The 26,089-nt window shown below is 39.9% G+C and carries 23 protein-coding genes; 18 read left to right on the forward strand and 5 right to left on the reverse strand.

Features of this window, described 5'->3' with window-relative positions:
* Positions 1–30: 30 nt before the first annotated feature.
* The 3 genes from VBD025_RS07000 to VBD025_RS07010 are packed head-to-tail and all read right to left on the reverse strand — an operon-like array spanning position 31 to position 4,032.
* A complete protein-coding gene (locus VBD025_RS07000) occupies positions 31–1,878 on the reverse strand; it encodes an LTA synthase family protein (RefSeq protein WP_430790640.1) in 1,848 nt (615 codons plus the stop codon).
* Complete coding sequence (locus VBD025_RS07005) at positions 1,878–3,476, reverse strand: aminotransferase class V-fold PLP-dependent enzyme (protein WP_430790642.1); 1,599 nt, start codon at positions 3,474–3,476, stop codon at positions 1,878–1,880. Before VBD025_RS07005 ends, VBD025_RS07000 begins: the two co-directional genes overlap by 1 nt.
* Positions 3,457–4,032 (reverse strand): glycerol-3-phosphate acyltransferase, encoded by a 576-nt coding sequence (locus VBD025_RS07010; RefSeq protein WP_430790644.1) that lies wholly within the window; start codon positions 4,030–4,032, stop codon positions 3,457–3,459. Before VBD025_RS07010 ends, VBD025_RS07005 begins: the two co-directional genes overlap by 20 nt.
* Before the next feature lie 157 nt (positions 4,033–4,189).
* Between VBD025_RS07010 and VBD025_RS07015 the strand changes: the two genes are divergently transcribed.
* The 4 genes from VBD025_RS07015 (at position 4,190) to VBD025_RS07030 (ending at position 9,274) form a co-directional block, all read left to right on the forward strand.
* Positions 4,190–4,993: a serine hydrolase gene (locus VBD025_RS07015; RefSeq protein WP_430790646.1), complete on the forward strand. Its 804-nt coding sequence runs from the start codon at positions 4,190–4,192 to the stop codon at positions 4,991–4,993.
* Between the two features lie 134 nt (positions 4,994–5,127).
* A complete protein-coding gene (locus VBD025_RS07020) occupies positions 5,128–6,810 on the forward strand; it encodes a peptide ABC transporter substrate-binding protein (protein WP_430790648.1) in 1,683 nt (560 codons plus the stop codon).
* Between the two features lie 209 nt (positions 6,811–7,019).
* The gene (gene hpaB, locus VBD025_RS07025; RefSeq protein WP_430790650.1) at positions 7,020–8,465 is read left to right on the forward strand and encodes a 4-hydroxyphenylacetate 3-monooxygenase, oxygenase component; all 1,446 of its coding nucleotides are present in this window, start codon (positions 7,020–7,022) and stop codon (positions 8,463–8,465) included.
* A 101-nt stretch (positions 8,466–8,566) separates the two neighbouring features.
* Positions 8,567–9,274: a gamma-glutamyl-gamma-aminobutyrate hydrolase family protein gene (locus VBD025_RS07030; RefSeq protein ID WP_430790652.1), complete on the forward strand. Its 708-nt coding sequence runs from the start codon at positions 8,567–8,569 to the stop codon at positions 9,272–9,274.
* Between the two features lie 418 nt (positions 9,275–9,692).
* Here the strand turns inward: VBD025_RS07030 and VBD025_RS07035 are convergent, their stop codons facing one another.
* Positions 9,693–10,850 carry an acyl-CoA dehydrogenase family protein gene (locus VBD025_RS07035; protein ID WP_430790654.1) on the reverse strand — a complete coding sequence of 386 codons (1,158 nt, stop codon included), beginning with the start codon at positions 10,848–10,850 and terminating at the stop codon, positions 9,693–9,695.
* A 236-nt stretch (positions 10,851–11,086) separates the two neighbouring features.
* Here VBD025_RS07035 and VBD025_RS07040 point away from each other — a divergent pair, with 236 nt between their 5' ends.
* The 12 genes from VBD025_RS07040 to VBD025_RS07095 all read left to right on the forward strand — a co-directional run bounded on the left by VBD025_RS07040 (position 11,087) and on the right by VBD025_RS07095 (position 22,309).
* On the forward strand, positions 11,087–12,529 hold the full coding sequence (locus tag VBD025_RS07040; RefSeq protein WP_430790656.1) for a sensor histidine kinase: 1,443 nt from the start codon (positions 11,087–11,089) through the stop codon (positions 12,527–12,529).
* Positions 12,516–13,211 carry a response regulator transcription factor gene (locus VBD025_RS07045; protein WP_430791302.1) on the forward strand — a complete coding sequence of 232 codons (696 nt, stop codon included), beginning with the start codon at positions 12,516–12,518 and terminating at the stop codon, positions 13,209–13,211. Before VBD025_RS07040 ends, VBD025_RS07045 begins: the two co-directional genes overlap by 14 nt.
* Positions 13,212–13,379: 168 nt before the next feature.
* Entirely contained in the window at positions 13,380–13,874 is a 495-nt protein-coding gene (locus VBD025_RS07050; protein WP_430790658.1) for a hypothetical protein, read from the forward strand.
* Positions 13,875–13,989: 115 nt separating this feature from the next.
* Complete coding sequence (locus VBD025_RS07055; protein WP_430790660.1) at positions 13,990–14,277, forward strand: DUF6220 domain-containing protein; 288 nt, start codon at positions 13,990–13,992, stop codon at positions 14,275–14,277.
* Positions 14,278–14,299: 22 nt separating this feature from the next.
* On the forward strand, positions 14,300–14,476 hold the full coding sequence (locus VBD025_RS07060) for a hypothetical protein (RefSeq protein ID WP_430790662.1): 177 nt from the start codon (positions 14,300–14,302) through the stop codon (positions 14,474–14,476).
* A gap of 169 nt (positions 14,477–14,645) precedes the next feature.
* Positions 14,646–15,452: a flagellar motor stator protein MotA gene (gene motA, locus VBD025_RS07065; RefSeq protein ID WP_430790664.1), complete on the forward strand. Its 807-nt coding sequence runs from the start codon at positions 14,646–14,648 to the stop codon at positions 15,450–15,452.
* Positions 15,427–16,185: a flagellar motor protein MotB gene (gene motB / locus VBD025_RS07070; protein ID WP_430790666.1), complete on the forward strand. Its 759-nt coding sequence runs from the start codon at positions 15,427–15,429 to the stop codon at positions 16,183–16,185. Before motA ends, motB begins: the two co-directional genes overlap by 26 nt.
* Positions 16,186–17,010: 825 nt before the next feature.
* Positions 17,011–17,964: a dipeptidase gene (locus VBD025_RS07075; RefSeq protein ID WP_430790668.1), complete on the forward strand. Its 954-nt coding sequence runs from the start codon at positions 17,011–17,013 to the stop codon at positions 17,962–17,964.
* 170 nt (positions 17,965–18,134) lie between these two features.
* Positions 18,135–18,824 carry a hypothetical protein gene (locus VBD025_RS07080; protein WP_430790670.1) on the forward strand — a complete coding sequence of 230 codons (690 nt, stop codon included), beginning with the start codon at positions 18,135–18,137 and terminating at the stop codon, positions 18,822–18,824.
* Positions 18,825–18,894: 70 nt separating this feature from the next.
* Positions 18,895–19,854 (forward strand): DUF3307 domain-containing protein, encoded by a 960-nt coding sequence (locus tag VBD025_RS07085; protein WP_430790672.1) that lies wholly within the window; start codon positions 18,895–18,897, stop codon positions 19,852–19,854.
* A gap of 72 nt (positions 19,855–19,926) precedes the next feature.
* A complete protein-coding gene (gene asnB, locus VBD025_RS07090) occupies positions 19,927–21,774 on the forward strand; it encodes an asparagine synthase (glutamine-hydrolyzing) (RefSeq protein WP_430790674.1) in 1,848 nt (615 codons plus the stop codon).
* Between the two features lie 91 nt (positions 21,775–21,865).
* Positions 21,866–22,309: a YkvA family protein gene (locus VBD025_RS07095; RefSeq protein WP_430790676.1), complete on the forward strand. Its 444-nt coding sequence runs from the start codon at positions 21,866–21,868 to the stop codon at positions 22,307–22,309.
* A gap of 58 nt (positions 22,310–22,367) precedes the next feature.
* Here VBD025_RS07095 and VBD025_RS07100 read toward each other — a convergent pair whose 3' ends face one another.
* Positions 22,368–23,498, reverse strand: coding sequence for a M20 peptidase aminoacylase family protein (locus VBD025_RS07100; RefSeq protein ID WP_430790678.1), 1,131 nt, complete (start codon positions 23,496–23,498; stop codon positions 22,368–22,370).
* A gap of 147 nt (positions 23,499–23,645) precedes the next feature.
* On the opposite strand from VBD025_RS07100, the gene VBD025_RS07105 reads away from it, so the two are divergent.
* Positions 23,646–24,290 carry an SDR family oxidoreductase gene (locus VBD025_RS07105; protein WP_430790680.1) on the forward strand — a complete coding sequence of 215 codons (645 nt, stop codon included), beginning with the start codon at positions 23,646–23,648 and terminating at the stop codon, positions 24,288–24,290.
* A gap of 813 nt (positions 24,291–25,103) precedes the next feature.
* On the forward strand, positions 25,104–26,087 hold the full coding sequence (locus VBD025_RS07110; RefSeq protein WP_430790682.1) for a LacI family DNA-binding transcriptional regulator: 984 nt from the start codon (positions 25,104–25,106) through the stop codon (positions 26,085–26,087).
* The last annotated feature ends 2 nt before the right edge of the window (positions 26,088–26,089 follow it).

The raw sequence follows: 26,089 nt of genomic DNA on the forward strand, positions 1-26,089 counted from the left end.
GTATGCTGAAAATAGTGCTATGTTACTTGCTTAGTCTCTAAAACGTAATAGGTCTCCGTAGATAATTTCATCTGATAGTTCGAGTTGCTTTCGGGCAATTTTTTCATATTGGAGACATTTTTTTCGTGCAATAACTTTTTTGGATTCCCTGCTGTAACAGAGGTTGTTGATATATGCATACTTGTTTGTAATTACACTTCCATCTCGAATAATGACAGGATCGTTATGATTTTTTACAAGTAAGTCGGTACCGAAAGTCATCGTGTTTTCAGTGGAAATGCCCAGTAAATGAAGCAAGGTGGTTCGAATATCGATTTGACCTCCAGTCGCTTCAATTACCTTTCCACCATCATGTCCAGGCACATGAATAATTAACGGAATCTGCTGCAATTCCAGATGGTTTAAGGCAGTGGCCTCCTGATTTAACAAGTCATGGACACCTTCTTCGTATTTTTTTGAAATACCGTAGTGATCGCCATACAGCACGAAGATTGTGTCTTCATACATGTTCTGTTCTTTTAGCATCTGGAAAAACTTCTTTAGTGACTCATCCATATACCGAACAGTAGTTACATATCGGTTAACAACGTCCACTTCAGTATCAGCGGGTGCAATAAATTGATCTTCATTATCTATTAAAAATGGAAAATGATTGGATAATGTAATGAATTTGGCAAAATAGGGTTCAGATAGATTTGCCAGTTCATCCATAGACTGCTCGAAAAAAGGTGTATCTTTAATTCCATAATTAATCGAGTTTTCTTCCGTGACATTATAATCTCGCTTTGAAAAATATTGGTCATAGCCTAATGATTTATACATTTGCTCACGATTCCAAAATTCCCGGTCGTTTCCGTGAAATGTAACGGATGTGTAGTCCCCATTTTTCTTTAAAATTTTAGGGAGGGAAATAAACGTATTTTCCGGTCGTCGTACATAGACCGAACCACTTGGAAGGGGGTACAGTCCGTTACCGATGATAAATTCTGCATCGGACGTTTTTCCTTGTGCTGCCTGATCATATATATTGGAGAAATAAAAACTATCATCGATTAAATCATTTAAGAACGGTGTTATTTCTTCACCATTAATACGCTTATTGATGACAAAGTTCTGTGTTGATTCCATGCTGATAAGCACCACATTTTTTCCTTCTGCTAGCCCGAATAATTCAGATTGCTTCGTATCATTATTATTAATGTACGCATCGACGAGTTCTTTCGCATCTTTTTCATCAGAGAAGGCTTTTTCGACAGGGGCCTTTACCCCATAAATGGCGTTAATAATTTGGTAATTGTAAAGACCAAACGATTTAACCAGCTGTTGCCTGTCGTAGGCTGTACTGAGCAAATGTGGGTTCTGGATGAGTCCTAACCCAATTGTAACAGCGATTAGAACAACCCCTGTTAACGCAAACTTCTTTTTAGCTGGCATATGAATGGCTTCGCGTTTTTTACGTTTAGTAATAACCACCCAGCCGATCACAAAAATATCGATAAAGATCAGGATATCCCATGGTGAGAGAAGTTCAGCTGTGCTAGCACCAAGTCCACCAACATTACTCAACTGCATCAGTACCGAGACCGTTACAAAATCGATATAAAAACGATAATACAGTAGGTTTGAGTACAAAAGGATTGTTACCAATATATAAATGACGAGAACAGCATATGGACGTACACGCTTGCTGAAAAAGAAGCTTAAGCCAATAAGCAGCATGAGTGTTCCAACAGGACCGATTAAAAGCAGCAGAATATCCAGAGCGTTTCCCGCCGTTAAACTAAACCCGATTAATGTCACGAGTACGGTTTTCAGCCATAGTGACACTATAGTTGTTTTGATTAGATTCTGAGAGATGTAACGCTTAATTTGATTCATTAATTTTTTACCTTCTCTTTGTGAATTTTTTCGAACTGTTCTCTAAGTATGTTTACAGCTTTCCATACATTCGACTCTATTTGTTTCCCCATCAGTGCTAATTGAAACCAGTTTCTCTCTAATAAATATGCACTTTCGTAACTAGTATGAATGCCATGTGATTTTAACCGGTTTCCAAAGTCCATTGAAGAAACTGATGGTGGAAGCTCAATTGTAATAATTCCTGGTGAATAATCATTTTTACTCAGTATGGTTAAGCCAGAGGACGCTAATTCCTGACTTATATTATCAGCCAACTCCTGATTAGCCGGTAATGGATGGCTAAGCGCCGTGTACAATGCGAATAACCCGTTGGAAGAGTGCGTAAATGGGACACTGTTTGTCTCCTGATAGCATGCGATATCCAGGTAAGCTGGGATGCTCTCATTAGGAGAAAGCGTATGCTGGTGGAAAATCACCGCAAGGCCAGGGTAGGATGCGAGTCCTTTTCCACTGACTGTGCTCGCTAAATAAACGGTTGATAGGTCAACAGGAATTACCCCCACGCTGCTGCACGCATCCAGACATAAGTTTACGTTATATTTTCGGCAAACCTCTTTTAGTTGTTCCAACGGATAGAGATATCCTGTTGATGTTTCACAATGAACGGTCCAAAGCCACCTTATATCAGGGTTACTCGCTAAAAATGCGTCGACCTCTTCGACTGTAAAAGGTTCATTCCAAGGCTTCTGAAAGGATTCGTATGGTAACTGCCATCTATTTGCCTGTTTGATTAATCTGTCACCGAACTCACCGTTCGCAAGAATTAATCCGCGTCCGGGATGGGAAGTCAACTGTGCAGCTATCATTTCATTTGCCATGGTCCCAGTTCCAACTGCTATTTCAACATGATTAGCTTTTGTTAAACGGCATAATTGTACGCGAACACGATCCATTATGTTTTGAAACGATTGTGCGCGATGGGATTCTGCTGGTCTTTGCCAAGCTTCTTGCACTTCTTTTACCATTTCAACTGGTCCAGGAAGGAAATTATGATATAGTTTTTTTTCTTTTCGTTCCATTAACCGCTTGAAAATCAGTGACGCTTTTTCGAAATTCTGCTTCGTTAAAAACATGGGCTGGTATGGAGCTTTTTCTGTTCCAACAAGTGGTCCAAATGGTTTAAAACCCATATGGCGGTATAGTTTAGCCTGCTGCAATGTTCCAGAAATCAGTGCAACCGTATAACCTGCGTCCAAGCAATAGGAAACAAGATGCTCACATAACCCATAAAAAATTCTGCTGCCACGGTACGCTTCTTTTATTGACAGTAATCTAACTTCGCACGGCACTGTACCTTCAGGCAAAAAATCATCCAGGTTGTCGATCTTTTTATCCAGCGAGAAGGGTCTGTTTTCATTAATGGAAATCATCCCAACCACTTCATCTTCTCTTTTAGCAATTATGTAAACACTTTTATTAATAAATGGATCTACTAAGGTTTGGTCATTATTTACTTCATGCTGTTGAATTTCTTCGACGAACGTCTGGTAATTCAACTTGTGAATTTGTGTAAATTCGTCTTTTGTTTCTGCAACTTTATATGTGATCATCGTCATATTTGTACACCTTTCTATGAGCTATTATAACAATAAGAAGCAAGGTCAGAAACACGAGAGTAAGTATATATTTCATCAAAATTATCAGCGTGAGAGGTATGGTGCTCAGTCCGATTAAGCCAACTATTGTAAAGTTATTTTTTATTTTCAGTCCCACTAATACTGTCAATCCAACGGCAATAAGTGTTAAGGGAGCAAGTGCTAATGCAGCCGCCAAGTAGACAACAACACCTTTCCCGCCACGAAATTTGAGTTGAAAGGGCCAGATATGCCCAAGTAATATGGAGATAGCGATGCAGCCTGAAAAAAGTACAGATGTATGTAAAAAATAGATCCCTAACAGAAGGGGAATAATTGTCTTGGATGCATCAATTATGACAGTGACGATGAATGCAGATCTTCCAAATATTCTGCCTGCATTTCTAGCTCCGGCATTGTGACTGCCTAGTGCTCGGATGTCCTGTTTTTTCACTACTTTCCCTAAATAGTACGCTCCATTTATGCATCCTAATAAATAGGATATGAATAATATAAATAGTTCATTCAGCGCTTCCACCCCGTTATTTTTAATTAATGTAATTATTTGTAATAAAGTATAACATTAACAGAAGGGCTAGTGAAGATAATGTATGGCCTATTTATGCTTAAGAATCTATGATAAAACTGTGTTAATATAATCGAAAGATTGATTTACTTGAGGGAGGCTTTAAAAATTGAAACAACTAACAAATAGTATATTAGAAATTACCAATAAAGCAGGAGGAACATGGGGGATTGCACTAGAAGACCTTGATTCACATGAAAGCTGGACTATCAATGGTGATGAGTTGTTCTACGCTGCAAGTGTAATTAAGGTGCCTATTTTAATAGCTGCTTTCACTTCTTTTGATAAAAATAAGTTTACGTTGAGTGATACGGTTGAATTGAAAAAGGAGCATCAGGTAGGAGGATCTGGCGTACTGCAATTTATGACACCTGGGGTTCGCATTACTATTTACGACATACTGACCTTAATGATTATTCAAAGTGACAACACTGCTACAAACATTGCAATTGATTTAGTAGGGAAGGAAAATGTCCGTCAAGTGATGAAAGATATGGGTATGGAAAAAAGTATGTTTTTTAACAAGTTAATGGTTGTTCCAGCAAACCTTATGGGCGTGAATCAAGTAACCGCTTCAGAAATGGCTTTCGCTTTAAAACAAATGGTAACTGGTAAACTCGTTTCCATGCATGCCTGTGAGCAAATGGTAGATATGCTGAAAAAACAGCAGCTTCAGAATTGTTTACCTGCAAAACTATCAGAGCTTGATTCACCAATTATCGGGGTTCCACATGAATGGGAACTAGCGCATAAAACTGGATCCATTTCAGGGATTTGTCACGATACTGGGGTATTTTATGTTGGTAACCGGACTATGATTGCTTCTGTTTTATCCAGAGGGTTGGATGATAAAAAGGCACCAGAAGTTATTTCTGATATAGGCTTGGAAATATATAATTATTTGAAGCGCTGAATATGGCAAAGTAACTATATTTAGGTAAAAAGAACTGCTTGTATAATTTACTGAAAACTATTATAATTTAAATTACATATTTTCAATTAAACGTTAGTTAATGGTGTTTACAAACATAAGGGGGAAGAACACGCATGAAATTTTCTAAATTTTCATTATTTTTATTGGTAGGTTTACTGCTTACCTTATTACTGGGAGCCTGCTCAAACGGCGGGGATGATGCTAGCAGTGATGAAAACAAGGATACAAGTAACGAAACGGAAGGTAGTGGCGATGTAGAGCAGCAATTCAATCTGGCTGCTTCTGACATTATTCCAACAATGGATTCCTCTATGGCGACGGACTTGTTGGCATTTCAGGCATTAAGTGGCACGAATGAGGGGCTTTACCGACTTGGTGAGAATGCTGAGATTGTTGACGGCATTGCAACCGATCATGAAGTAAGTGAAGATGCACTTACATGGACATTTACCTTACGTGAGGATGCGGTTTGGTCAAATGGAGCACCTGTAACGGCTCATGATTTTGTGTATGCTTGGCAACGAGCATTGGACCCTGATACTGGTTCTGAGTATGGTCCATACATGATGGGCGGCGTTCTGAAAAACGCTACAGCAGTCAGCAGTGGTGATATGGAAGTAGATCAACTTGGAGTGAAGGCAGATGGCGATTATAAGCTGGTTGTAACGCTTGAGAAACCAATTCCGTACTTTGAGTCACTAACAACGTTTGGTACATATTACCCATTAAATGAAAAGTTTGTTGAAGAACAAGGTGACAAGTATGCTACCAGTTCTGATACTTTATTAGCAAATGGCCCATTTAAATTAAAGGATTGGCAAAGCACTTCCGATTCATGGAGCCTGGTGAAAAATGAAGATTACTGGGACGCAGAAACAGTTTCACTTGAAAAATTAGCATATAATGTAGTGAAAGACCCGCAAGTTGGGGTTGATTTGTATGAAAAAGGTAAGCTTGATCGAACTAGTTTAGTTTCTGAACTTGTTGATGTGCATAGTGCTGATGAAGATTATGAGGTTTCACTCGGTACTGGCGTATACTACCTGAAAATGAATCAGACTACTTCAGATGCACTTGCTAATGTAAATATTCGTAAAGCAATTAGTGGTGCCTTTAATAAACAAGCACTAGTAGATGAAATTCTAAACGACGGATCAATTGTAGCAAAAGGATTTGTACCTAAGAATTTTGTTACAATGCCTGAATCAGGAGAGGATTTCCGTGAGGTAAGTGGTGAACTTTCCACATTCGATGCGGAAGCTGCTAAAGAGTCCTGGAAAAAGGGTCTAGAGGAGCTAGGTAAAGATACAGTCGAGATTGAATTTTTATCAAGTGACAGTGAAACATCCAAAGAAATGGGCGAATTCATTGCAAATCAATTGGAAACAAACCTGGAAGGCTTAAAAGTTACATTGAAACAGGTTCCATTTGAACAACGATTGGCGTTAGATGACAAGATGGATTACCAGCTGCAATTTTCTTCCTGGTTCCCGGATTACTTGGATCCATATACGTTTTTAAATCTGTTTATAACGGATGGCGGGAACAATATGATGGGGTATTCTAATCCAGCTTACGATAAATTATTAGATAAAACAGCAAATGAATTAGCATTAAAACCTGTTGAGCGTTATGAGGCATTTTTGGAAGCGGAAAAAATTCTGTTTGAAGACGCAGCAATTGCTCCAGTTTACCAAAGTGCAAGTGCACTTTTGGTATCTCCTAAGATGGAAGGTGTAGTTGAAAATAAATTCGGTGCACTTTATGACTACAAATGGGCGTCAGTAGCTAAGTAACTTAAATTGTAAGTAAACAAGCCGTTAGTTCCAAGTGAACTAGCGGTTTTTTTGCAGTAAGAAAATTTCTGCTGCATAGCTGCAACTAAGGCTTCCGACATTAGTGCTTTGCGATATGTCGAGTTTTCTAACGATTCCTGGAATAGATACTTCCTATAAAAATATAAATAAGATAGGACCAAACAATTGGATTATTTAGGAGTGTGTTTATGCCAGCTATAACTGGGGATGAATATGTTCGAAGGATTAACCAGATGAAAGCGAGTGTATGGATAGACGGGAAAGCAGTATCAGGTGACATTTCTGAGCACCCTTCATTTAAAGGCATTATAACAAGCCAGGCAGCTTTATATGATCTCCAGTATGATAAAAAACTATCAGACGTTATGACTTATCCATCGCCTTCGACTGGAAATCAGGTAGGTATCTCATATTTGCAGCCGAAAACACAAAATGACCTTGCAAAAAGACGGAAGATGATTCAGTACTGGGCGAAAGCAAGTAATGGAATGATGGGAAGAAGCCCGGACTACATGAACTCTGTCATAATGGCCATCGCTTCATCAGTAGGTTTATTAAAAGGAAAAGAAAATTGTTTCCCTGAAAATATAACAACATTTTATGAATATGCTCGTGAAAATGACTTGTCAATGACGCATACATTTATTGATCCACAAGTGAATCGAGCGCAATTTTATTTTGAAGATGATGATGAACCGATTGCTGCAAAAGTGGTAGAAAGAAACGAGAAAGGAATAATTATAAAAGGTGCTCGGCTTTTGGCAACACAAGGCGGAATAACAGATGAAGTACTCGTTTTTTCAGCAGGTGGAATCCTGGATAAAGCGAATGGCTTTGCCTTTTCCATCCCAAGCAATAGTCAAGGGCTTCGGTTTATTTGCCGTGAGTCATTTGTCGGTGGGGATTCATCGTTCAATTATCCGTTAAGTTCACGGTTTGAGGAAATGGATACGATTGTTGTGTTTGACGATGTACTGGTACCGTGGGAGCGCGTATTTTATTACGACAATATAGAAGTTTCTAATAGTTTTAAAAGTATTAGTTCATTTTTGCCATTCACTTTACATCAGGCGGTTTCCAGGCAAATTGTAAAAACAGAATTTATCCTTGGTGTCGTCGAGTCTATTATTGAAACGATAAACATTAGTGAATATCATCATGTTCAGGAAAAAGCATCTCAAATTATCGTTGCATTAGAAACAATGCGAGCATTGGTATTAAAATCTGAAGTGGAGGCTCAAATTGATGAGTGGGGGTACATGCGGCCAGACCGAAGCACACTGCAGGTTGCAATTAATGTATTTCCAACTGTTTATCCGAAATTCACCGAAATCATTCAGTTGTTAGGAGCAAGTGGACTCATGTCAATTCCGACTGAACTAACATTTCAATCCCAAGTCAGCAATGATTTAGATAAATATTTACAGTCTTATGCAAAAAACGCTAAAGATCGTGTTAAACTTTTCCGACTCGCCTGGGATTTAACGATGAGTTCGTTTGGTACGCGCGAAACGCTGTATGAGCGGTTTTTCTTTGGGGATCCGGTTAGAAATGCAAGCCAGCTTTATTTGTCGTATAACAAGGATTTGTACGTGAAGCGCGTAGAGGATTTTTTAGCAGATAAGAAAGTATAAATTCTTTCGTACTGTATAAGTACAACTAAGGCTTTCGCCATCAAGGCATGGCGATTAGCCAAGTTTTCTAACAATAAATTTGTAATTAGGAGGATATGCCCATGAAGCCACTAATCGGTGTAACGTCTTCAATGGAATTAAACGAATCAAACTACTATGTGAATGCGGATAATATAAAGGCAATAACAGCAGCTGGCGGACTTCCTGTTATCCTTCCTCATATGGAAGGTGAGGGCGCGATAACCCAAATTGCACAGAAGATTGATGGGCTGTATTTAACGGGTGGGTACGATATAGATCCAACCTTGTTCGGTGAAGAACCTCATCCAAACCTGGGAGTCATTATCCCTTCGAGGGACAAATTTGAATTGGTATTGATTAAAAAAATGATTGAACTCGGCAAACCAATTTTGGCAATCTGTCGAGGGTGTCAGATACTGAATATCGCTATGGGTGGTGATATGTATCAGGATATTTATGCCCAGACGAAACGCAGTAATCTACACCAGCACCAGCAGAATGCACCTGGTTACCATGGTTCACACTTTGTGTCGGTTGTTAAAGACAGCCTGCTGAATCGGCTGACCGGTCTTGAAAGATTTAAAGTTAACAGCTTTCATCACCAGGCAAACCGAGAAGTGACAGACCCGCTCATCATCAGTGGAAGAGCAAATGACGAGATAATTGAAGCGATCGAAAGCACGAAGCATTCGTTTGTACTTGGGTTGCAATGGCATCCTGAGAAGATGGTGAAATCTGGTGATATAACTTCATTGAAGATTTATCAAGGGTTTGTAGAATCATGCTAATCATTTCCCGGGAAATATCGACTTAATTTCTGTAGTGTAATGCAAAAAGTCACATGTTACGTGATTCATCCCGGTATTTGTTGAAAGGTGAATATATGAAAAAACCACCAATTAGACTAAGCCACTTAAAAAGTAACTTAGTCTAAAATCGGTAGATCTGACACTGCATCTTTGGATATGCGGAGCGCACCTTAGGGCGATTGGCGAGCCTCTTTAAAATGGCGTCTCACCGATCTCTTACTTCCTGTAGGATAAATATGGTTTCCCTGAAAAAATGTATTTCTTTTTCGGGGAGTCTCCTTATATTCAAGATTCTAGGTTTAGAGAAAAGGTGAATTTTTAATCAATCCTTTTTTCAGTGATCTACATAAATTGAGTGTGGCGATCTCGATTGAGTCCGTTGTGTTGCAAATTGGCTCTATTTTTTTCTGTTGTTAATAGACGAGACAGCAAGTTGTATAATGGTCATATCATCCATCGGCGGGTTATGGATTCCGGCGCGCACATCTCGATAGTAACGCTGCAATGGATTTTGCTTGGACAGGCTTCTGGCACCGGTTATCCGCATAGCTAAATCCACGATTTCAACTGCCTGATTTACAACCGACAGCTTGACAGCGCCAAGTTCTGGTTTCAGCTTTTGCCGGTCTTCCTTCGTGCTGGAATCCCATTGTTTAGCTACGGAATAGAGAAAATGCTGTGATTGCATGACACGTAATTCTATTTCTCCCAATTTTTGTTGGACGCTTGGTAAATCAGAGATAGTACCTTCAATGCTGTTTGGTGAATAATTTGTTGCGAAATCTATTGCGTACTCCTGCGCGGCACGAGCTATCCCTAAGTAACATGCAGGAATGTGAAGGAGCCAGCCAGAAGCTGGTTTATTGCCTGGTGTCAGATACTGAACAAGATCATCGTCCGCAATGTTAACATCTGTGAGCACAAGATCATGACTGCCAGTACCCTTCATCGCAATAGAGTCCCACGTTTCTTCAATTTTAACGCCGCTTCGATCACGCTTAATTAAAAAGTTGCCAACTTTATCTGAATTCTCGATGGACGCGCTCACGACAAAATAATCAAGAATTGGTGCGAGCGTAGTGAAGGTTTTTCTTCCATTTATAATCCAGCCATTTGGTGACTTTTTAGCTAATGTTTCGGGTCTTCCACCTCTTGTCGGACTCCCAGTCGCAGGTTCTGTTGCTGCATTATTTAAAAGTGCACCGGTATTGATTACATCTGTTGCAAATTCCTGATACTTTTCTTCAGTCCAAATCTGATTTTCTCCTAGGTATTTTGTAATACCCATATGCCAGCCAATCGAAAGAGCTGTTGAGCCGTCTGCTTTCGCAATTGTTTCCTGCATTTTTAGCATTTCAGATAGTGAAATACCCGATCCTCCATACTCTGCTGGTATTGTTAGTGCGGGATATCCAATCTCCTTTAAATCATTAAAGTTTTCATATGGGAAGCTCCCATCTTCATCATGTTTTTGCGCTCTGTCTTTAAAAGGATGCACTTGTTTTTCTAATGCCTCGATTCTTTCTTCGGCATTAGTAAGGTCAGTAAGTTTCATCATCAACCTCCTCGGATTATTCCTACAAAATTAGTCGGATTTATATGTATATTATTTCACTAATCGTTTAAAAGTGTAAAGAAATTAAGCTTTTTTAGTAAGTACCTGGTACCGCCCGAATTTTGTCGAAAGATAGTTGTGTTGTTTATAGAATGTTTATGCTTTTTTACGTGTTTGTTTATTTTTTCCTTGTATGGTTTAGTATAGCTACTAGTATAAATTGAAGGAGAATTGCTATGTCTATCCGTAAGCGTCTGTTTTTCTCGAATGCGGCCATGATCATCATGCCTGTCATCATAATCTTGTTTCTCGTATTTTTAGTTAAGGTCGTCTTTAGTGGTACGTCGCAATTTAACTTGCAGCAGCATTGGCAAAACGCCGATGCCTCGACATCTGAGTTGTATGAAACGTTAATAAAGACAGCATCCCTTCAGCAGAAAAAACTGCGTGACGAGGCGTATTTAGATTCTCTTTCAAATCAGCTGGATCCTGCACATGCGACTCTTTACATTCGCAAAAAGGAGAAAATCATTTATGCTTCAAGCAATGCGAATGATATTTCAGCAACGGATCTCCCTGCTTTTGGAAACGAAGGCAATAATCAAGCAGGTGTGAACAGTCAGCGCACGCATTCTTCCGTCAGGCAGCATGATTTTTATTTTCAAGACGGAAGTGAAGGCTCCATTCTATTGCTCAATGATTCTGCATCCTTTGTGAAATTTGCCCGTACTTTTTTCCCCATCATATTTATTAGTTTGATCGTCTTACTTGTTTTGACGAACTTGTTATTGTCCTACTTTATGTCACGAAGTATTTTGCGTCCAGTCAAGCAGCTATCTATCGCTTCCTCAAAAATTAGTAACGGTGATCTTGATTTTACCATTAAAGCAAAGGGGAAGGACGAGTTGGGAAGACTGGTTACAACGTTTGACTCCATGCGTCAGCAACTGAAAGAATCATTAGCGTTACGTGATCGGTATGAAAATAATCGCCGGGAATTAATTATGAATATTTCCCATGATTTAAAGACACCTGTTACCTCCATTCTAGGGTATGCAGAAGGGATAAATGACGGCGTGGCGAATTCAAAAGAAAAGCAAGAACGATATCTCCAGACAATTCACGCTAAGGCAACATACATGAACAGGCTAATTGACGAGCTAGCACTTTACTCCAAATTAGATGTTAAGAAACTCGAATTTGATTTTGAAGCTGTTGATATAATTTCATTCGTTCAGGATTATATTGAAGAAATAAGAGAAGAACTCAGTGAAAAAGGAATTCAGTTGTCACTTGATACAATCGAGATAAATGAAAATGTATTAATGGACAGAGATAAAGTGATCCGGGCAATGGAAAATGTTATCTACAATAGTGTGAAATACATGGACAAGAGCGATGGACGAATTTCCATTTCGCTAATCGATCAAAAGCAAATGATTAGGTTGACGGTACACGATAATGGTCCAGGGCTTTCAAACGATGAACTGCCAAAAATATTTAGTCGGTTTTATCGATCAGACCCAGCAAGAAGCAAGGGGGGGAGCGGTCTTGGTCTGGCAATCGCCTCCCAAATTATCGAGGCGCATGGTGGAGAAATTTGGGCAGAAAACGGACCGGACGGCGGCCTTATGGTTCACCTCACACTGAAAAAAGCAGAGGATGATGAACATGAGTAAACGAATATTAATCATTGAGGATGACTTGAGCATCGCGGAACTTGAGCGGGATTACTTGGAAATTGATGGATTTCAAACAGTAATTGCTACGGATGGAAGAGAAGGGCTCACAGAAGCACTTCAAAACCACTATGACTTGATATTGCTCGATTTAATGCTCCCTACAATAAATGGTTTTGACCTTTGTAAACAAATTCGAAACGAGTCTAATATTCCCATTCTCATGGTTACGGCTAAAAATGAGGATATTGATAAGGTGCGTGGATTTGGTATCGGAGCGGATGATTATATTGTGAAGCCGTTTAGTCCTAGTGAACTTGTTGCTAGAGTGAAGGCGCACATTACACGATATGAGCGACTTGTGCAGACACCTGATTTAAAGTCAGAAATTCACATACAAGGACTGCGTATCAATACATTATCGAGACAAGTTTATTTAAATGACAAGGAAATGGAGTTTACGACCAAAGAATTTGATTTGTTGACTTTCTTTGCGCGGAACCCAAATCAGGTGTTTTCTAAAGAACATATATTTGAAAAGATCTGGGGATTTGATGCAATAGGTGATTATGCCACCGTAACGGTTCATATCAAAAAAATTCGTAAAAAGATAGAAATCGATACGGCCAATCCACGATATATTCAAACCATCTGGGGATCTGGATATCGGTTTAATAATTAATACATGTAATAGCTGCCATTCGACAATACGTATATTGTTGGGTGGTTTTTTGTTTAGTGATTTTGGGTGATAAAAGTGCTTATGGATGTTTATAAAAAGTTTATACATCGTTTAGCAGGTGTTCATATCTACTTGATATAGTTAAACAGTGGAAGGGAGGTGATGGGAATGAAGCTTGCTATGAAGCCTAAGAGATGGTTAGTTACACTTCATATCTTATTTGCTGCCATTATGGTTGGTAACATGGTAACGTTTTTGATTTTAAGCATTACAGCAGCGACTTCAGCGTCTGATCAGCTAGTCACTAGCTGTTACCAAATCATGCATGTCCTAGCTGGGACATCCATTAGAGCCTCTACTATTGGAACGGCTATTACCGGGATTTTACTCGCTATATGGACGAAGTGGGGATTGTTCCAATTTTATTGGATAATTGTAAAACAAGCACTGACACTGCTGCTCATTGGTTTGAACTTGTGGGGACTGTATATCTGGACCTTGCAGGCGGTTGATTTATCAGCGGATAACCCTGCTATGAATTTAACCACTACCTATCTATGGACTGGTATTCTTCTGCAACTAGTTTCCCTTATCTTCCTGTATGTGATTTCTGTATTTAAACCTTGGGGGAAACGAAAAAGTCTGATTGTTAAGAAGGGGTGAGAAGTTTGAAAACAGAAAGTCTATCGATAGGAACAGCGATTATGCACAGTATTTTTACTACGCTTGCATTACTATTTTTGATCGGGGTAATCACCCAGATCTTCTCTTTGCTGGAATGGCGATCTTCATCGATAGTTCGAAATGGAGCCTTCATACGTCGTTTGTCACGTATATAGAATTCATACCTGTCATCATGTTAATTTTAGCCTCTGCTGGGAATTTGCCAAAATCATTGCGCTGGCAGTGTGTGGGTCTATATCTGATGATTGCCATCCAATATGTAACGGTTGAGCTGACCAGCGCCTTTCCATATCTAGCAGCAATGCATCCGTTAGTCGCCATGATTTTATTTTGGCGATCGCTTGTCATGGCTCGCTTAAGTATTCACATGTTTCGTATATAAAATATAAAAGGAGCTGATTCGTATGTACGTGGAACACTTTCATCCATTTGGATTTCTTTTCTTTTTTCTGATCGTGGGGTTATTAGTTACAAATCTAGTGTTATGGAAACGCCGAGGGAGCAGGCGTTTCCACAATCCATATCAGGCGAAAACAATTCTTGAAAATCGCCTAGCAAAAGGAGAAATAACAAGCGATTAATACAATCAAATAAAAGAAACACTCGAAAAATAAAAGAAGTAAAACGGGCGGTACCTGGTACCGCCCGTTTTCTGTCGAATTTTATTTTCGTTTACAGGTTAATATATTGTCCGAAAATGCCGATATAACTTATATATTAATTTTTATTTTTAAATTCGGGGGTCAGGTAATGGATAAGGCATCGATTATAGGTATTGTACTAGCAGCAGTTGCTGTAGGTGTAGGAATGTTTTTAAAGGGAGTTAGTCCAATTGCACTGGTGAACCCAGCAGCGTTGTTGATTATTTTTGGCGGAACTGCAGCAGCGGTTTGTATTGCATTTCCAATGAGTACGCTTAAAAAAGTTCCTGTTTTATTTAAAATCATTTTTAAGAGTGACAGCGAGAAAAAAATTCAAGAAGTTATTGAAATGTTTACTGAATGGGCTGAGCTAAGTCGCCGTGAAGGAGTACTTTCTCTGGAAAGTAGACTTGATGAAACAGACGATACATTTCTTTACTCAGGGATGCAATTAGTTGTTGATGGTCAGTCTCCAGATTTCATTCGGGATGTAATGTTGGAAAAGATCGACGCAATGGAAGGCAGACATCAAAAGGGTGTAGCGGTTTTCACGCAGGCTGGTACATACGCGCCAACTCTAGGTGTACTTGGAGCGGTAATTGGTTTGATTGCTGCACTAGGGAACCTGGAGGATACGGAAGTACTGGGACATGCCATTTCTGCAGCATTTGTGGCTACACTACTCGGAATTTTTTCCGGTTACATGCTGTGGCACCCTTTTGCAAATAAATTAAGACAAAAATCCAAGAACGAAGCACAGGTTAAATTCGTTATGGTAGAAGGGATTCTGTCGATAGCCAACGGGGAGTCTCCACAAATAATTAAGGATAAATTAGGTTCTTATCTTTCTCCAAGCGAATTAAGTAAAGCTAATCAGGAGGAGGAAACCGATGCGAAAGAAGAAGAAACAGCATGATGAAGGGCATATGGATGAATCATGGCTGCTCCCCTACGCTGATTTACTAACATTATTGCTGGCTTTATTTATCGTTTTATTTGCGATGAGCAGTGTTGACGCTGAAAAGTTTGAGGAGCTTGCTAAGGTTTTTGAAGGTGAATTTTCCGGTGGTGTGGGCATCCTGGAAAATAGTGAAAGTACAATAAAAAATCAGAATGAATCTACTGTTGAATTAGAAAAAGATGAAAAGAAAGATGAAGAACAACCTTTGAGTGATAAGGAAAAAGAACTAAATGAATTGGAAAAATTACAAGAAAAAATTAATACGTATATTGAGAAAAATAATTTATCCGGCGTTCTAAAGACATCGCTGAGTGAAGGTGGATTATTAATCTCAATTGTCAATGATGTTTTTTTCGATCCTGGAAGTGCTGAAGTAAAAGAAGCAGGGACTGAAATAGCAAACGAAATCTCTAACTTTCTTGTAACAGATCCACCAAGAAATATAGTAGTAAGCGGATATACAGATAACCGACCAATGAATAACGAGGAATTTGCTTCTAACTGGGAACTAAGCGCAATCCGCGCTGTTCACTTTATGACCTTGCTGCTTGAAAATAACCAGCTGGCGCCTGAAAAGTTCAGTTCGAAGGGATTTGGTGAATACCATCCAATCGTACCTAACGATACAGAAGCAAATAAAGCAAAAAACAGACGCGTGGAAGTCATGATTTTACCTAATTTTGAATAAGTAAATAGTATAGAAGAAAGCATACTGAGTAGTTGAACTGCTCAGTATTTTTAATTACTTAACTCACGAAGATTAATACTTTGACGAATGCAATAACTATAGTTTTTGTAGTACTTGAAAAAGATAACTTGACGAATTACTAATTTTTCTATTTCTAAAACATGTTGCTAGTTACTTTGTCGTAGTTGATAGTTGATGGAAACTGCGACGTAATTTACCACTTTGCTGCGATATGACAGCAACGAGATTTCCGCTGATGGCAGTCGCACACCTTAGGGCGGCTGGTGAGCCTCCTCGTGCTGTCGCACTCCGGGGTCTCACTTATGCCTGTCCTCCCGCAGGAGTCGACTGCCATCCGCTCCAATCTCTCGACAAAATATAGCCGTCGCAGGTTTATTAACTTTCTCCCTAATAGAACGTTTATTTCGACATAAACTAGTTGAGAAAAAACAAAGACGTAAAAGCTTTACCAGTCCTGCATCGTTCCGGGCGGTGACTCCTGCGGGAACAGCACGAGTCTGAAGGCCCCGCAGGAAAGCATTCTTAAGAGGATGGCCAACTAAAACCGTCCTTTGCGGACAACGTTGGCATACCCCTTGTCGGGGCAAGGAGACTGAGGCCGTGCCCGCGGAAAGCATCCGCCCGCAACGATCCTGGACGGCAGCTATGGAAATAAAACTAGAGTTAATTCGCAGTTTTGAGATATTGTGTCAACTACGACAATCTTAAACTCGCCCGGGTCTGACCAAGGCGCTTTTCTATCTCAAAATTGCTTTTTTAACCTAATGCCGATAGCATATAAATGAACGAGGAAGGGGTAGATGAATGAAAATAATTGATACACATTGCGATGCACTTAATAAACTGCAACTTTCAAAACGCGAGAAGGCATTTAAAGAAGGTTTACTGGATTATAAACATTCTTCCTATTTACATACAAACCTGAAAAGGTTAAAAGCCGGAGAATCAATGGCGCAATTTTTTGCCATATTTGTTCATCCGGATATCCCTCTAACCGAAATGTGGCAGCATGCATTAGAACAGGTTGATCTGTTTTATACAGAAATAATTGACAAAAATCCGGGAATGAAGCACATTAAATCCTGGAATGAATTTGATACGCTAAAGGAAGGCGAAATTGGTGCCGTATTGACACTGGAAGGTGCCGAAGCTATTGGTAATGATCTAAGTAAGCTGCGCCATTTATATCGCCTCGGTATTATGTCGATGGGCTTGACCTGGAATAATGCTAACTTGTGTGGGGACGGTGCAGAAGAACCGCGTGGTGGTGGGCTAACCCGATTAGGAAAGCAAATCGTTAAGCTTAATAACGAGAATCATGTTTTAACAGACGTGTCTCATCTGACAGATAAAGGGTTCTGGGATGTCATCGATTTAGCTGAGTTTCCTATCGCAAGTCATTCCAACACGCGCGCCTTATGCGATAATCCGCGAAACTTGACCGATGAACAAATTAAAGCATTGTTTGCAAAAAACGGGTCAATTCATGTCGTTTTTCATCCGCCATTTGTTCATGCGAATCCGGAAGATGTCACAATTCCAAATCTGGTGAAGCATATCGACCATTTATGCTCATTAGGTGGAGTGAAACAGGTTGGGTTTGGTTCTGATTTTGACGGGACTTCATCATTTGCAGGTCTTGATGATTTTTCGAAATACCAAAACCTTATCAATGAATTACTAAACCATTACACGGAAGATCAAGTGAAAGGCTTTGCCTATCAGAATTTCCTGGATAACCGTCCAGGAGTGAAGTAGCTTCTTAGATACCCCTTCAATCGGGGTATTTTTTTATGCCACTTTTCCGGCATTTTTTTTGAATGTAAGTACAAATCTACCTTTATTTCAGGTATACTGTAAACAATACCGGATTATCCGGTATATACACCGTTATACTGGATAATCCGGTATTGAAGGGGGTTGTGTAAATGGAGAAAAATAATGTGATTCATGCGGTATGCTTTACTGCAGATGTAATCGATTCTAGAAAAAATGGTAAGGAAGCAGTACTTGATGAAATTGCTGTATTGTTAAATGAGAAGCACAGTAAAACATGTCTTACACCATTTACGAAACGGGCAGGTGATGAGATTTTCGGGGTGGCTTCGACCTTTGCTGATGCGTACATAATTTTGAAAGATCTCTTCCAAATGTCGGAGAAAAAAGGGGTTCCGCTTTATGTTGGAGTGGGTTTAGGGACAGTTAAAGAAGAGAATGTTAAGGATCCCAACACAGTGAATGGCAGTGCCGTCTGGAACGCTGCGGACGCTTTGAAGCTGATTAAGGAAAACAGTTCCAAGGTGAAAAATTTTAGAAATGATGCTTCAACGTTTCGCTATTTTGTTTATGCAGATGAAGGTGATATTCCACATATGCTTGTGAATTACATGACTTCTCTCGTATTTGAAAAGATTGAGAAGCGAACTGCAAAACAAGCAGAGGTTATCGAAATCATGGAGTCATTTCCGAGTTTGTCTCTTGAAGCAGTAGGCAATAAAGTTGGCTACCAAAGAAACGCTTCAACAAACATAAGTAAATTGCTGCATCGTGCCGAATACCATGTAGTGCATGGAGCAGAAGTAGAACTAATAAATTTTTTAGCAGGTATGAAAGGATAAATCCTTTTTTAAGTGCAATTATGGCCAGGCGATAAGCCTGGTTTACTAAAATTCAAGGCAGGTGCAGGTAATGATTAAACTGTTTCTTCTATTAATATTGGCTCATCTGATTGCCGATTTCGTGACGCAGACAAATTATATCAATCGAAACAAGAAAATATTTTCACACGCCTTTTACAGTAAAGGGTTAATGCTTCACTGTGTCCATCATCTCGTATTATATCTTTCTTTCATTCTCGTACTTTTGGACTGGAAGACTATATTTATACCAATGCTTGTTGTAATCATTGTGCTGCATTATTTAGTCGACTTGGCAAAAATAACAATGGAAAAAAGGGTTGTCCAACGGTTGAGTGAAATAGATGAAGACAAGAAATTTCTGCTGCACGATGTCTTTGAAAAAAGATCTAGCTATTTTATTCTTGACCAGGTTATTCATTTATTGTGCATCTATCTAACACTGATGATCTTTAATCTGAGTCCATCCCTTCCGTCGCTTTATCAGATGCTGGTTGTTGACGGACAGGCACTGGATACAGATATAAAAGTCATTGCACTTAGCATTTTAATCGTGCTGATCACGTTTGGCAGTGGGTATTTCATTGCGGCGCTAATGTCTGATTTTCAGGAGAGTAAAAAGGAAATGGAGATAGCGGCAGCAGTTTCCGTTGATAACGAAACGATCGATCAGCTCCGAAAGAACCTTCGTCATGCCAACACGGATTTTGTTATTAACGAGGCATATCGGACCGATAATGAGGATTATACGCTTCAGCTTCAGTATCAGAAATACAATAATACGAGTAAGAATTCACGTGGCAAATACATCGGAATTTTTGAGCGGATACTAATTGCTGTTTTCATCGTAATCAATCAATATAGCGGACTTGCATTATTGATAGCCATGAAAACACTTGCCAGATTCAAACAATTTGAGGATAAGGATTTTGCTGAATACTATTTAATTGGAACATTATTAAGTCTAATAATGGGTGTAGGTATTGGTTTAGTAATTAACTGGATTATTTAGGCTGTGACAATTGCCCAATCGGTTGCATAAACTGACCATGGAGAAAACTTATCCGTGGAAGGATGGATTAAATTGTGTGGTATTACAGGTATCATTAACTGGCAGAAAGACTTGCGCTCGGAGCGGGGAATACTAAGAAGAATGACAGAAACATTATCGCTGAGAGGGCCAGATGATTCGCACATATGGATGACTTCACATGCAGCCTTTGGTCATAAGCGGCTCGCTGTTGTGGATCTTGAAGGCGGCATACAGCCCATGAGCAAGTCGTTTAATGGTGCGACGTACACGATTGTTTACAATGGTGAATTATATAATACGGCAGAGCTTCGGAATGACTTGCGTGCGAAAGGATATCGGTTTCGTACAGATTCAGACACAGAAGTGCTTTTGACCGCTTATATCGAGTGGCGGGAGAATTGTGTTCAATACTTAAATGGTATCTATGCGTTTGGGGTCTGGGACGAAGAAAAAGAACAGCTTTTTATGGCACGGGATCGATTGGGTGTAAAGCCGTTATTTTTCCTGGAAGGTGATGGTCGTTTCTTATTTGGTTCGGAGTTAAAAGCGATCCTGGCACACGATGATGTCCGTCCGGAAATTGGATATGACGGGCTGGCAGAAATTTTTGGATTGGGGCCGTCGAGAACGCCTGGACATGGCATATTTAAAGGATTTAAGGAATTGAAACCAGCGCATGCGTTAATTTTTTCAAAAGATGGATTACGCGTATGGCGGTACTGGAATATGGAAAGCAGGCAGCACACGGACAGCTTGGAAGAAACAGCTGATAAGGTCAGACATTTATTTATTGATGCTGTTCAGCGTCAGCTGGTTGCGGATGTTCCAGTCTCTACCTTTTTGTCAGGCGGGCTGGACTCGAGTGCGATTACCGCTATCGCGTCTACCTATTTTAAAAATATAGGAAAAGGGAAATTATCCACGTTTTCGATTGATTACGAGGGAAATGATAAACACTTCAAGTCGAGCAGCTTCCAGCCTTCCAGTGACAAGGAATGGATTGAGAAAGTCGTCAATTATTGCGGGACGGATCATCATGATGAAGTGATCAGTGGAGTTAAGCTTGCGGACTTATTAAAAGAAGCGGTTGAGGTGCGTGATCAGCCTGGGATGGCTGATATCGATTCCTCTTTATTATGGTTTTGCCGGCGGATAAAACAGCACACGACAGTAAGTCTTTCCGGTGAATGTGCAGATGAAATATTCGGAGGGTACCCTTGGTTTCATGCGCCGTCGACTGACAATACGGACGGATTCCCTTGGATGAAATCATTGGATTCCCGAATTGATTTGCTCCATCCCGAATGGCAAACTAAATTAAATTTGAAGTCGTATGTAAGGAACCGTTATCACGAGACGATTAGCGAAACACCTCGGTTAGAAAGCGAAGGTCCAGAAGATGCACGACGCAGGGAGTTATTCTACTTAAACATGCACTGGTTTATGGCACAACTTCTGGATCGAAAAGATCGCATGAGCATGGGAGCCAGTCTCGAAGTGAGAGTGCCATTCGCTGATCATAAGCTGGTAGAATACGTTTGGAATATACCGTGGGATATGAAAATGAATGACGGTCGGGAAAAGGGTATCCTGCGAAAAGCGATGGAAGGCTTATTACCAGATGACGTCCTGTATCGCAAAAAAAGCCCTTATCCGAAGACGTTTCAACCGGAGTACACCCGACAAGTTGTTGAATGGATGGAAGAAATTCTGGCGGATACGAGCTCACCTCTATTTCGTTTTATGAAGCGAGAGAAAGTTGAAGCGATCGTAAAAAGTGAAGGAAAAGAATTTACGGAACCGTGGTATGGCCAGTTGATGAAAGGACCCCAGCTCATTGCGCATTTGTGTCAAATCGACCATTGGCTGCGGGTGTATGATGTGAAGGTTAGTGAGTAATACGAATCATTTTTCGCTTAAAAATTGCAATTTTTGACAGGAAACTCTACCATATACCTTAAGAAATAAACGAGCGATATGGAGGGTTCCCATGACAAAAGAAAACACGTACAAAGAAAAACTTGCAAACTTTAATCCGGCGAAAGCTATTAAAGGCAGCCAAAAATATTTCTCTGAAAATAAATTTGGGGCAAAGATGGTTAAATACTCAAAAGAGTTGGGTACTAAATTAGCGTATTACAGTTTCCTGCTATACTATGCGTTTAAAAGTCCCAATACACCTAAATCTGCCAAACTAACAATTGCAGGTGCGCTCGGCTATTTAATATTACCGCTTGATGCAATTCCCGACTTCATCCCACTTGTTGGTTTAACAGATGACAGTGCAGTGATTGTTTATGCGCTGTATCGAATTTATTCCCACATTGATGAAGGAATAAAGGTGCAGGCAGACGAAAAAATGAAGAAATACTTCGGTGAAAACTATGATAAGCATGATATCGAAGACAAACTAGTAGTCAAAGAAGAAGAGTAGCGGTACCAGGTACGCCCCGGTTTTTGTCGAATAAAAAAAGCAGCGTGAAACTTCCACGCTACTTAATTCCATATGTTTTTAATACGGACTGGTACAGCACTTTAACGCCAGTCAGCATGGCAGTTTTATTAAATGTCATCGCCGGATGATGCAGACCAGGTTTAAGGTTGCATCCAAGGCCAACCATCGTTGCTTTCAGCGATGGTTTTTTCATTGTATAAAAATGGAAGTCATCTCCGCCAGGTGTCACGAGTGGAGGAGAAACCTTTCCGGCGCCAAGTGTATCGGTAATGGCATGCTTTACAATTCCAATTGCTTCTTTATTCGTTTTTGCAGCGACGACTCCACTGACTTCATCAACAGCAATCGAAATATCATATAACTCACTAATCGCATTAAAGATTCCCTGTACCTTTTTTTCCAGCAAATCAATTAAATCGTTGGTCTGGGCACGCATGTCCAGAGAAAATGCAGCACTTCCCGGAATGATATTAATACTCTTCCCTCCAGCATGAAAGGAAGTCATTTTCACCGTATGAGGAATTCGCGGATCAAGATGAATCTTGTTCATCATGTTCACTAATTGAGCGCCAATTTCGATTGCATTGTGATTCAGATGCGGGCGAGCGCCATGTGCGTCATGCCCTTTAATGGTAGCGCGGTATTTACGCGTTGCGCCGTGAACGATAACAGGGGTCGCGTAGCCCATTTGCGTTTCCTGAGCAGGTCGCAAATGAATCCCGAACAGATAGTCCACGTCATCGATTACGCCTTTTTCCACCATTTTCAATGCACCAGAGCTTTTTTCTTCAGCAGGCTGAAAAATAAATTTAACTGCTACCTGATCGTGAAGTTCCGGGTTAGCGTGCAGCGCCCATAGCAAACCGAGGACCATCGACATATGAGCGTCATGGCCGCACGAGTGATTCGCCTGAAATACGCCGTTGACCTCTTGCCAGAGCGCGTCCATATCTGCGCGAATGGCAACGACAGGGAGACCTTTTGTGAAATGGCCAAACTCGCCAATAACACCTGTACAGTCGTCGAATGTCGTTACTTTGCAGCCGCTTTCTTTCAATAAATGCGCAATGTAGGTAGTGGTGTTTATTTCTTCCCAGCTGATTTCCGCGTTTTCATGAAGATAGGTAAATGTGTCTTGAACTCGTTTATTGATTGTATTCCATTTCATGTCTTTCCATCCTTGTTAGTTAATGTACTACTATTATTATACGAAATTCCCGGTATAATAGCTTCAATTATTTTCAGACGTTTAAACTTAGTGATATACGGAAACACACTATATATACGAAAATAATCTCAAAGGAGTAGATATAGAATGAAAGTATTAGTAGCAGGAGCAAATGGAACAACAGGACGTTTACTAATTGAGAATTTGAAAAAAGACGGACATGAAGCATATGCAATGGTTCGAAAAGAAGAACAGAAGTCTGATATGGAAAAACTCGGTGGAATTCCGGTAGTTGCTGACCTTGAAAGTGATGTTGGTCATGCGGTGAAAGGAATGGATGTTGTTATGTTTGCAGCAGGATCCGGAAGCAAAACCGGTCCGGATAAAACAACTTCAGTTGACCGCGATGGTGCAATTAATCTAATGAAGTCTACTGAAAAATTCGGCATCAAGAAATTTGTTATCTTAAGCAGCTTTGGCGCTGGCCGCGAACTTGGCGAGCCTGAAGAAGGCAACGAAGGTATGCATCATTATTTAAAAATGAAAAAAGAAGCAGATGAATACCTGAAGAGCACAGAACTTGATTACACAATTGTTCGACCAGGTGGCCTGACTAATGATGCAAGCACTAGTAAAATTCAAGTCGGCGAAACGGTTGAACGTGGATCTATACCACGTGCAGACGTTGCAAAGACTATGATTGCAGCGATCCAGGAACCAAATGCTTACCATAAAGCATTTGAAATGATTTCCGGCGATGTACAAATCGAAGACGCATTGAAGAGTCTGTAAATATAAATTATATGAAAAAGCTGGATAGTTAACGCTATCCAGCTTTTTTTTGCGCGTTAAGATAGTGTAAATGTAAAATTTCCCTCTATTACAATGATTATCATTGTGGTATCTTTGTAGGCTTTATTAATAGGTGAGTATTTAGATAGGGATTGAGTTGGATATCGATAAATTTCGTCTCGGGATCGATATTTTTTTTTACGAAATCGATAAATTTTTTTTCAAGCGAGAAAAGCTGATTCTGGTCATCGATAAATATAAATGAAGATCGATAAGCTAAGTAACGCCATCGATAAAAAAGCACTAGGTAAAAAAAACTTTAAAAAAGCAAGAAAAAACCGGTGAGGCCACTGAAAAAGTTACATATAGTACAAAATAGGTGGATCTACCAACGCATCTTCGAATATACTGCGCTTTCCATGGGCGAGTGACGAGCCACCTCGGACTGGCGTCCTTCGGGGTCTCGCCGACCTCTTACTTCCCACAGGAGTCTCCGTATATTCGAGATGCTAAGTTAAGGTGAAACGTTAAATTTTTAAAATCCACCACTTTTTCAGTGGCCACGGACCAGTTGGTTTTTTTTATAGAAAATATATCCAAGCAATGGAAACGGTTCAAAACTCTAATGAGAACGGCAAGGCAGTCGATCCTCCAAAGTATAGTTTTGTGAATTAGACTTTTTTGAAAAAAATTAATGATTATAAAGTTATTAATTGAAATTAAATTTCAAGGCGTTATTGACAAATATTTACGGTAAATATAAGATAATATGTAATCGTTTTCATAAAATTTTAGCTGGAAGTAGGGGATCTCATGGCGAACATTCAAGAAGTGGCTCAAAGAGCAGGGGTTTCCGTTGCAACAGTTTCACGCGTTTTCAATAACAGCAGCACAGTTGCAGAAAAAACAAGGTTGAAAGTGGAAAAGGCAATAAACGAACTGAATTATGAGCCAAGCGTGTTGGGCCGAAACTTAAGGAATTCAGAAAGCAGACTGCTTCTTGTCTTAATCCCTAGCATTTCTAACCCCTTTTATTCAGATATCATCAATGGTATTGAAGATACAGCTATTGGCCTTGGCTACAATATCCTCCTTTGTGAGACAGACTCAAACCCGGACCGGGAAGCCATCTACTTTAACCTTATTCGAAATCGACTTGCCGACGGGATAATCTCCATGGATCCTTCAGTGAACAAAAAAAAGCTGGTGGAGCTTTCGAACCAATATCCAATTGTACAGTGCAGTGAGTTTGACGAAGATGCAAATATATCCTATGTGACCATTAACAATGAGCTTGCTGCCTACCACGCAGTGAAGCATTTAATAAAAATTGGACAGAAAAAAATTGCGCTGATTAATTCAGATGAAAAATTTCTCTATGCCCGGGAACGCCGGCGAGGTTACGAAAAAGCAATGCACGAGTTTGGTTTACCCATTAATAACGAATGGATCTATAATACAGATTCGCTCGACTTTGAAGATGGTAAGCGAGCTATGAACGTGCTGCTTAATTTGAAGGAACGGCCAACAGCAGTTTTTGCTGTTTCCGATATATTGGCTATTGGTGCATTAAAGGAAATTAATAATTCCGGTTTGAAGGTACCGCAGGATATTGCGCTGATCGGGTTTGATAAAATCGCTTTTTCAAATATGACACATCCTACGTTGACGACGATTGCACAGCCCATGTATCAGATGGGGTGTATTTCCGCCAATATGATTATAAATAAAATTAAAGGAAAAAAAGTAGAAAGTATTATTCTGGATCATGAATTAATAATTCGTGAATCCACTTAAGA

This window comes from Virgibacillus flavescens (genome assembly GCF_050574275.1).
Classification (GTDB): Bacteria; Bacillota; Bacilli; order Bacillales; family Amphibacillaceae; genus Virgibacillus_F; species Virgibacillus_F flavescens.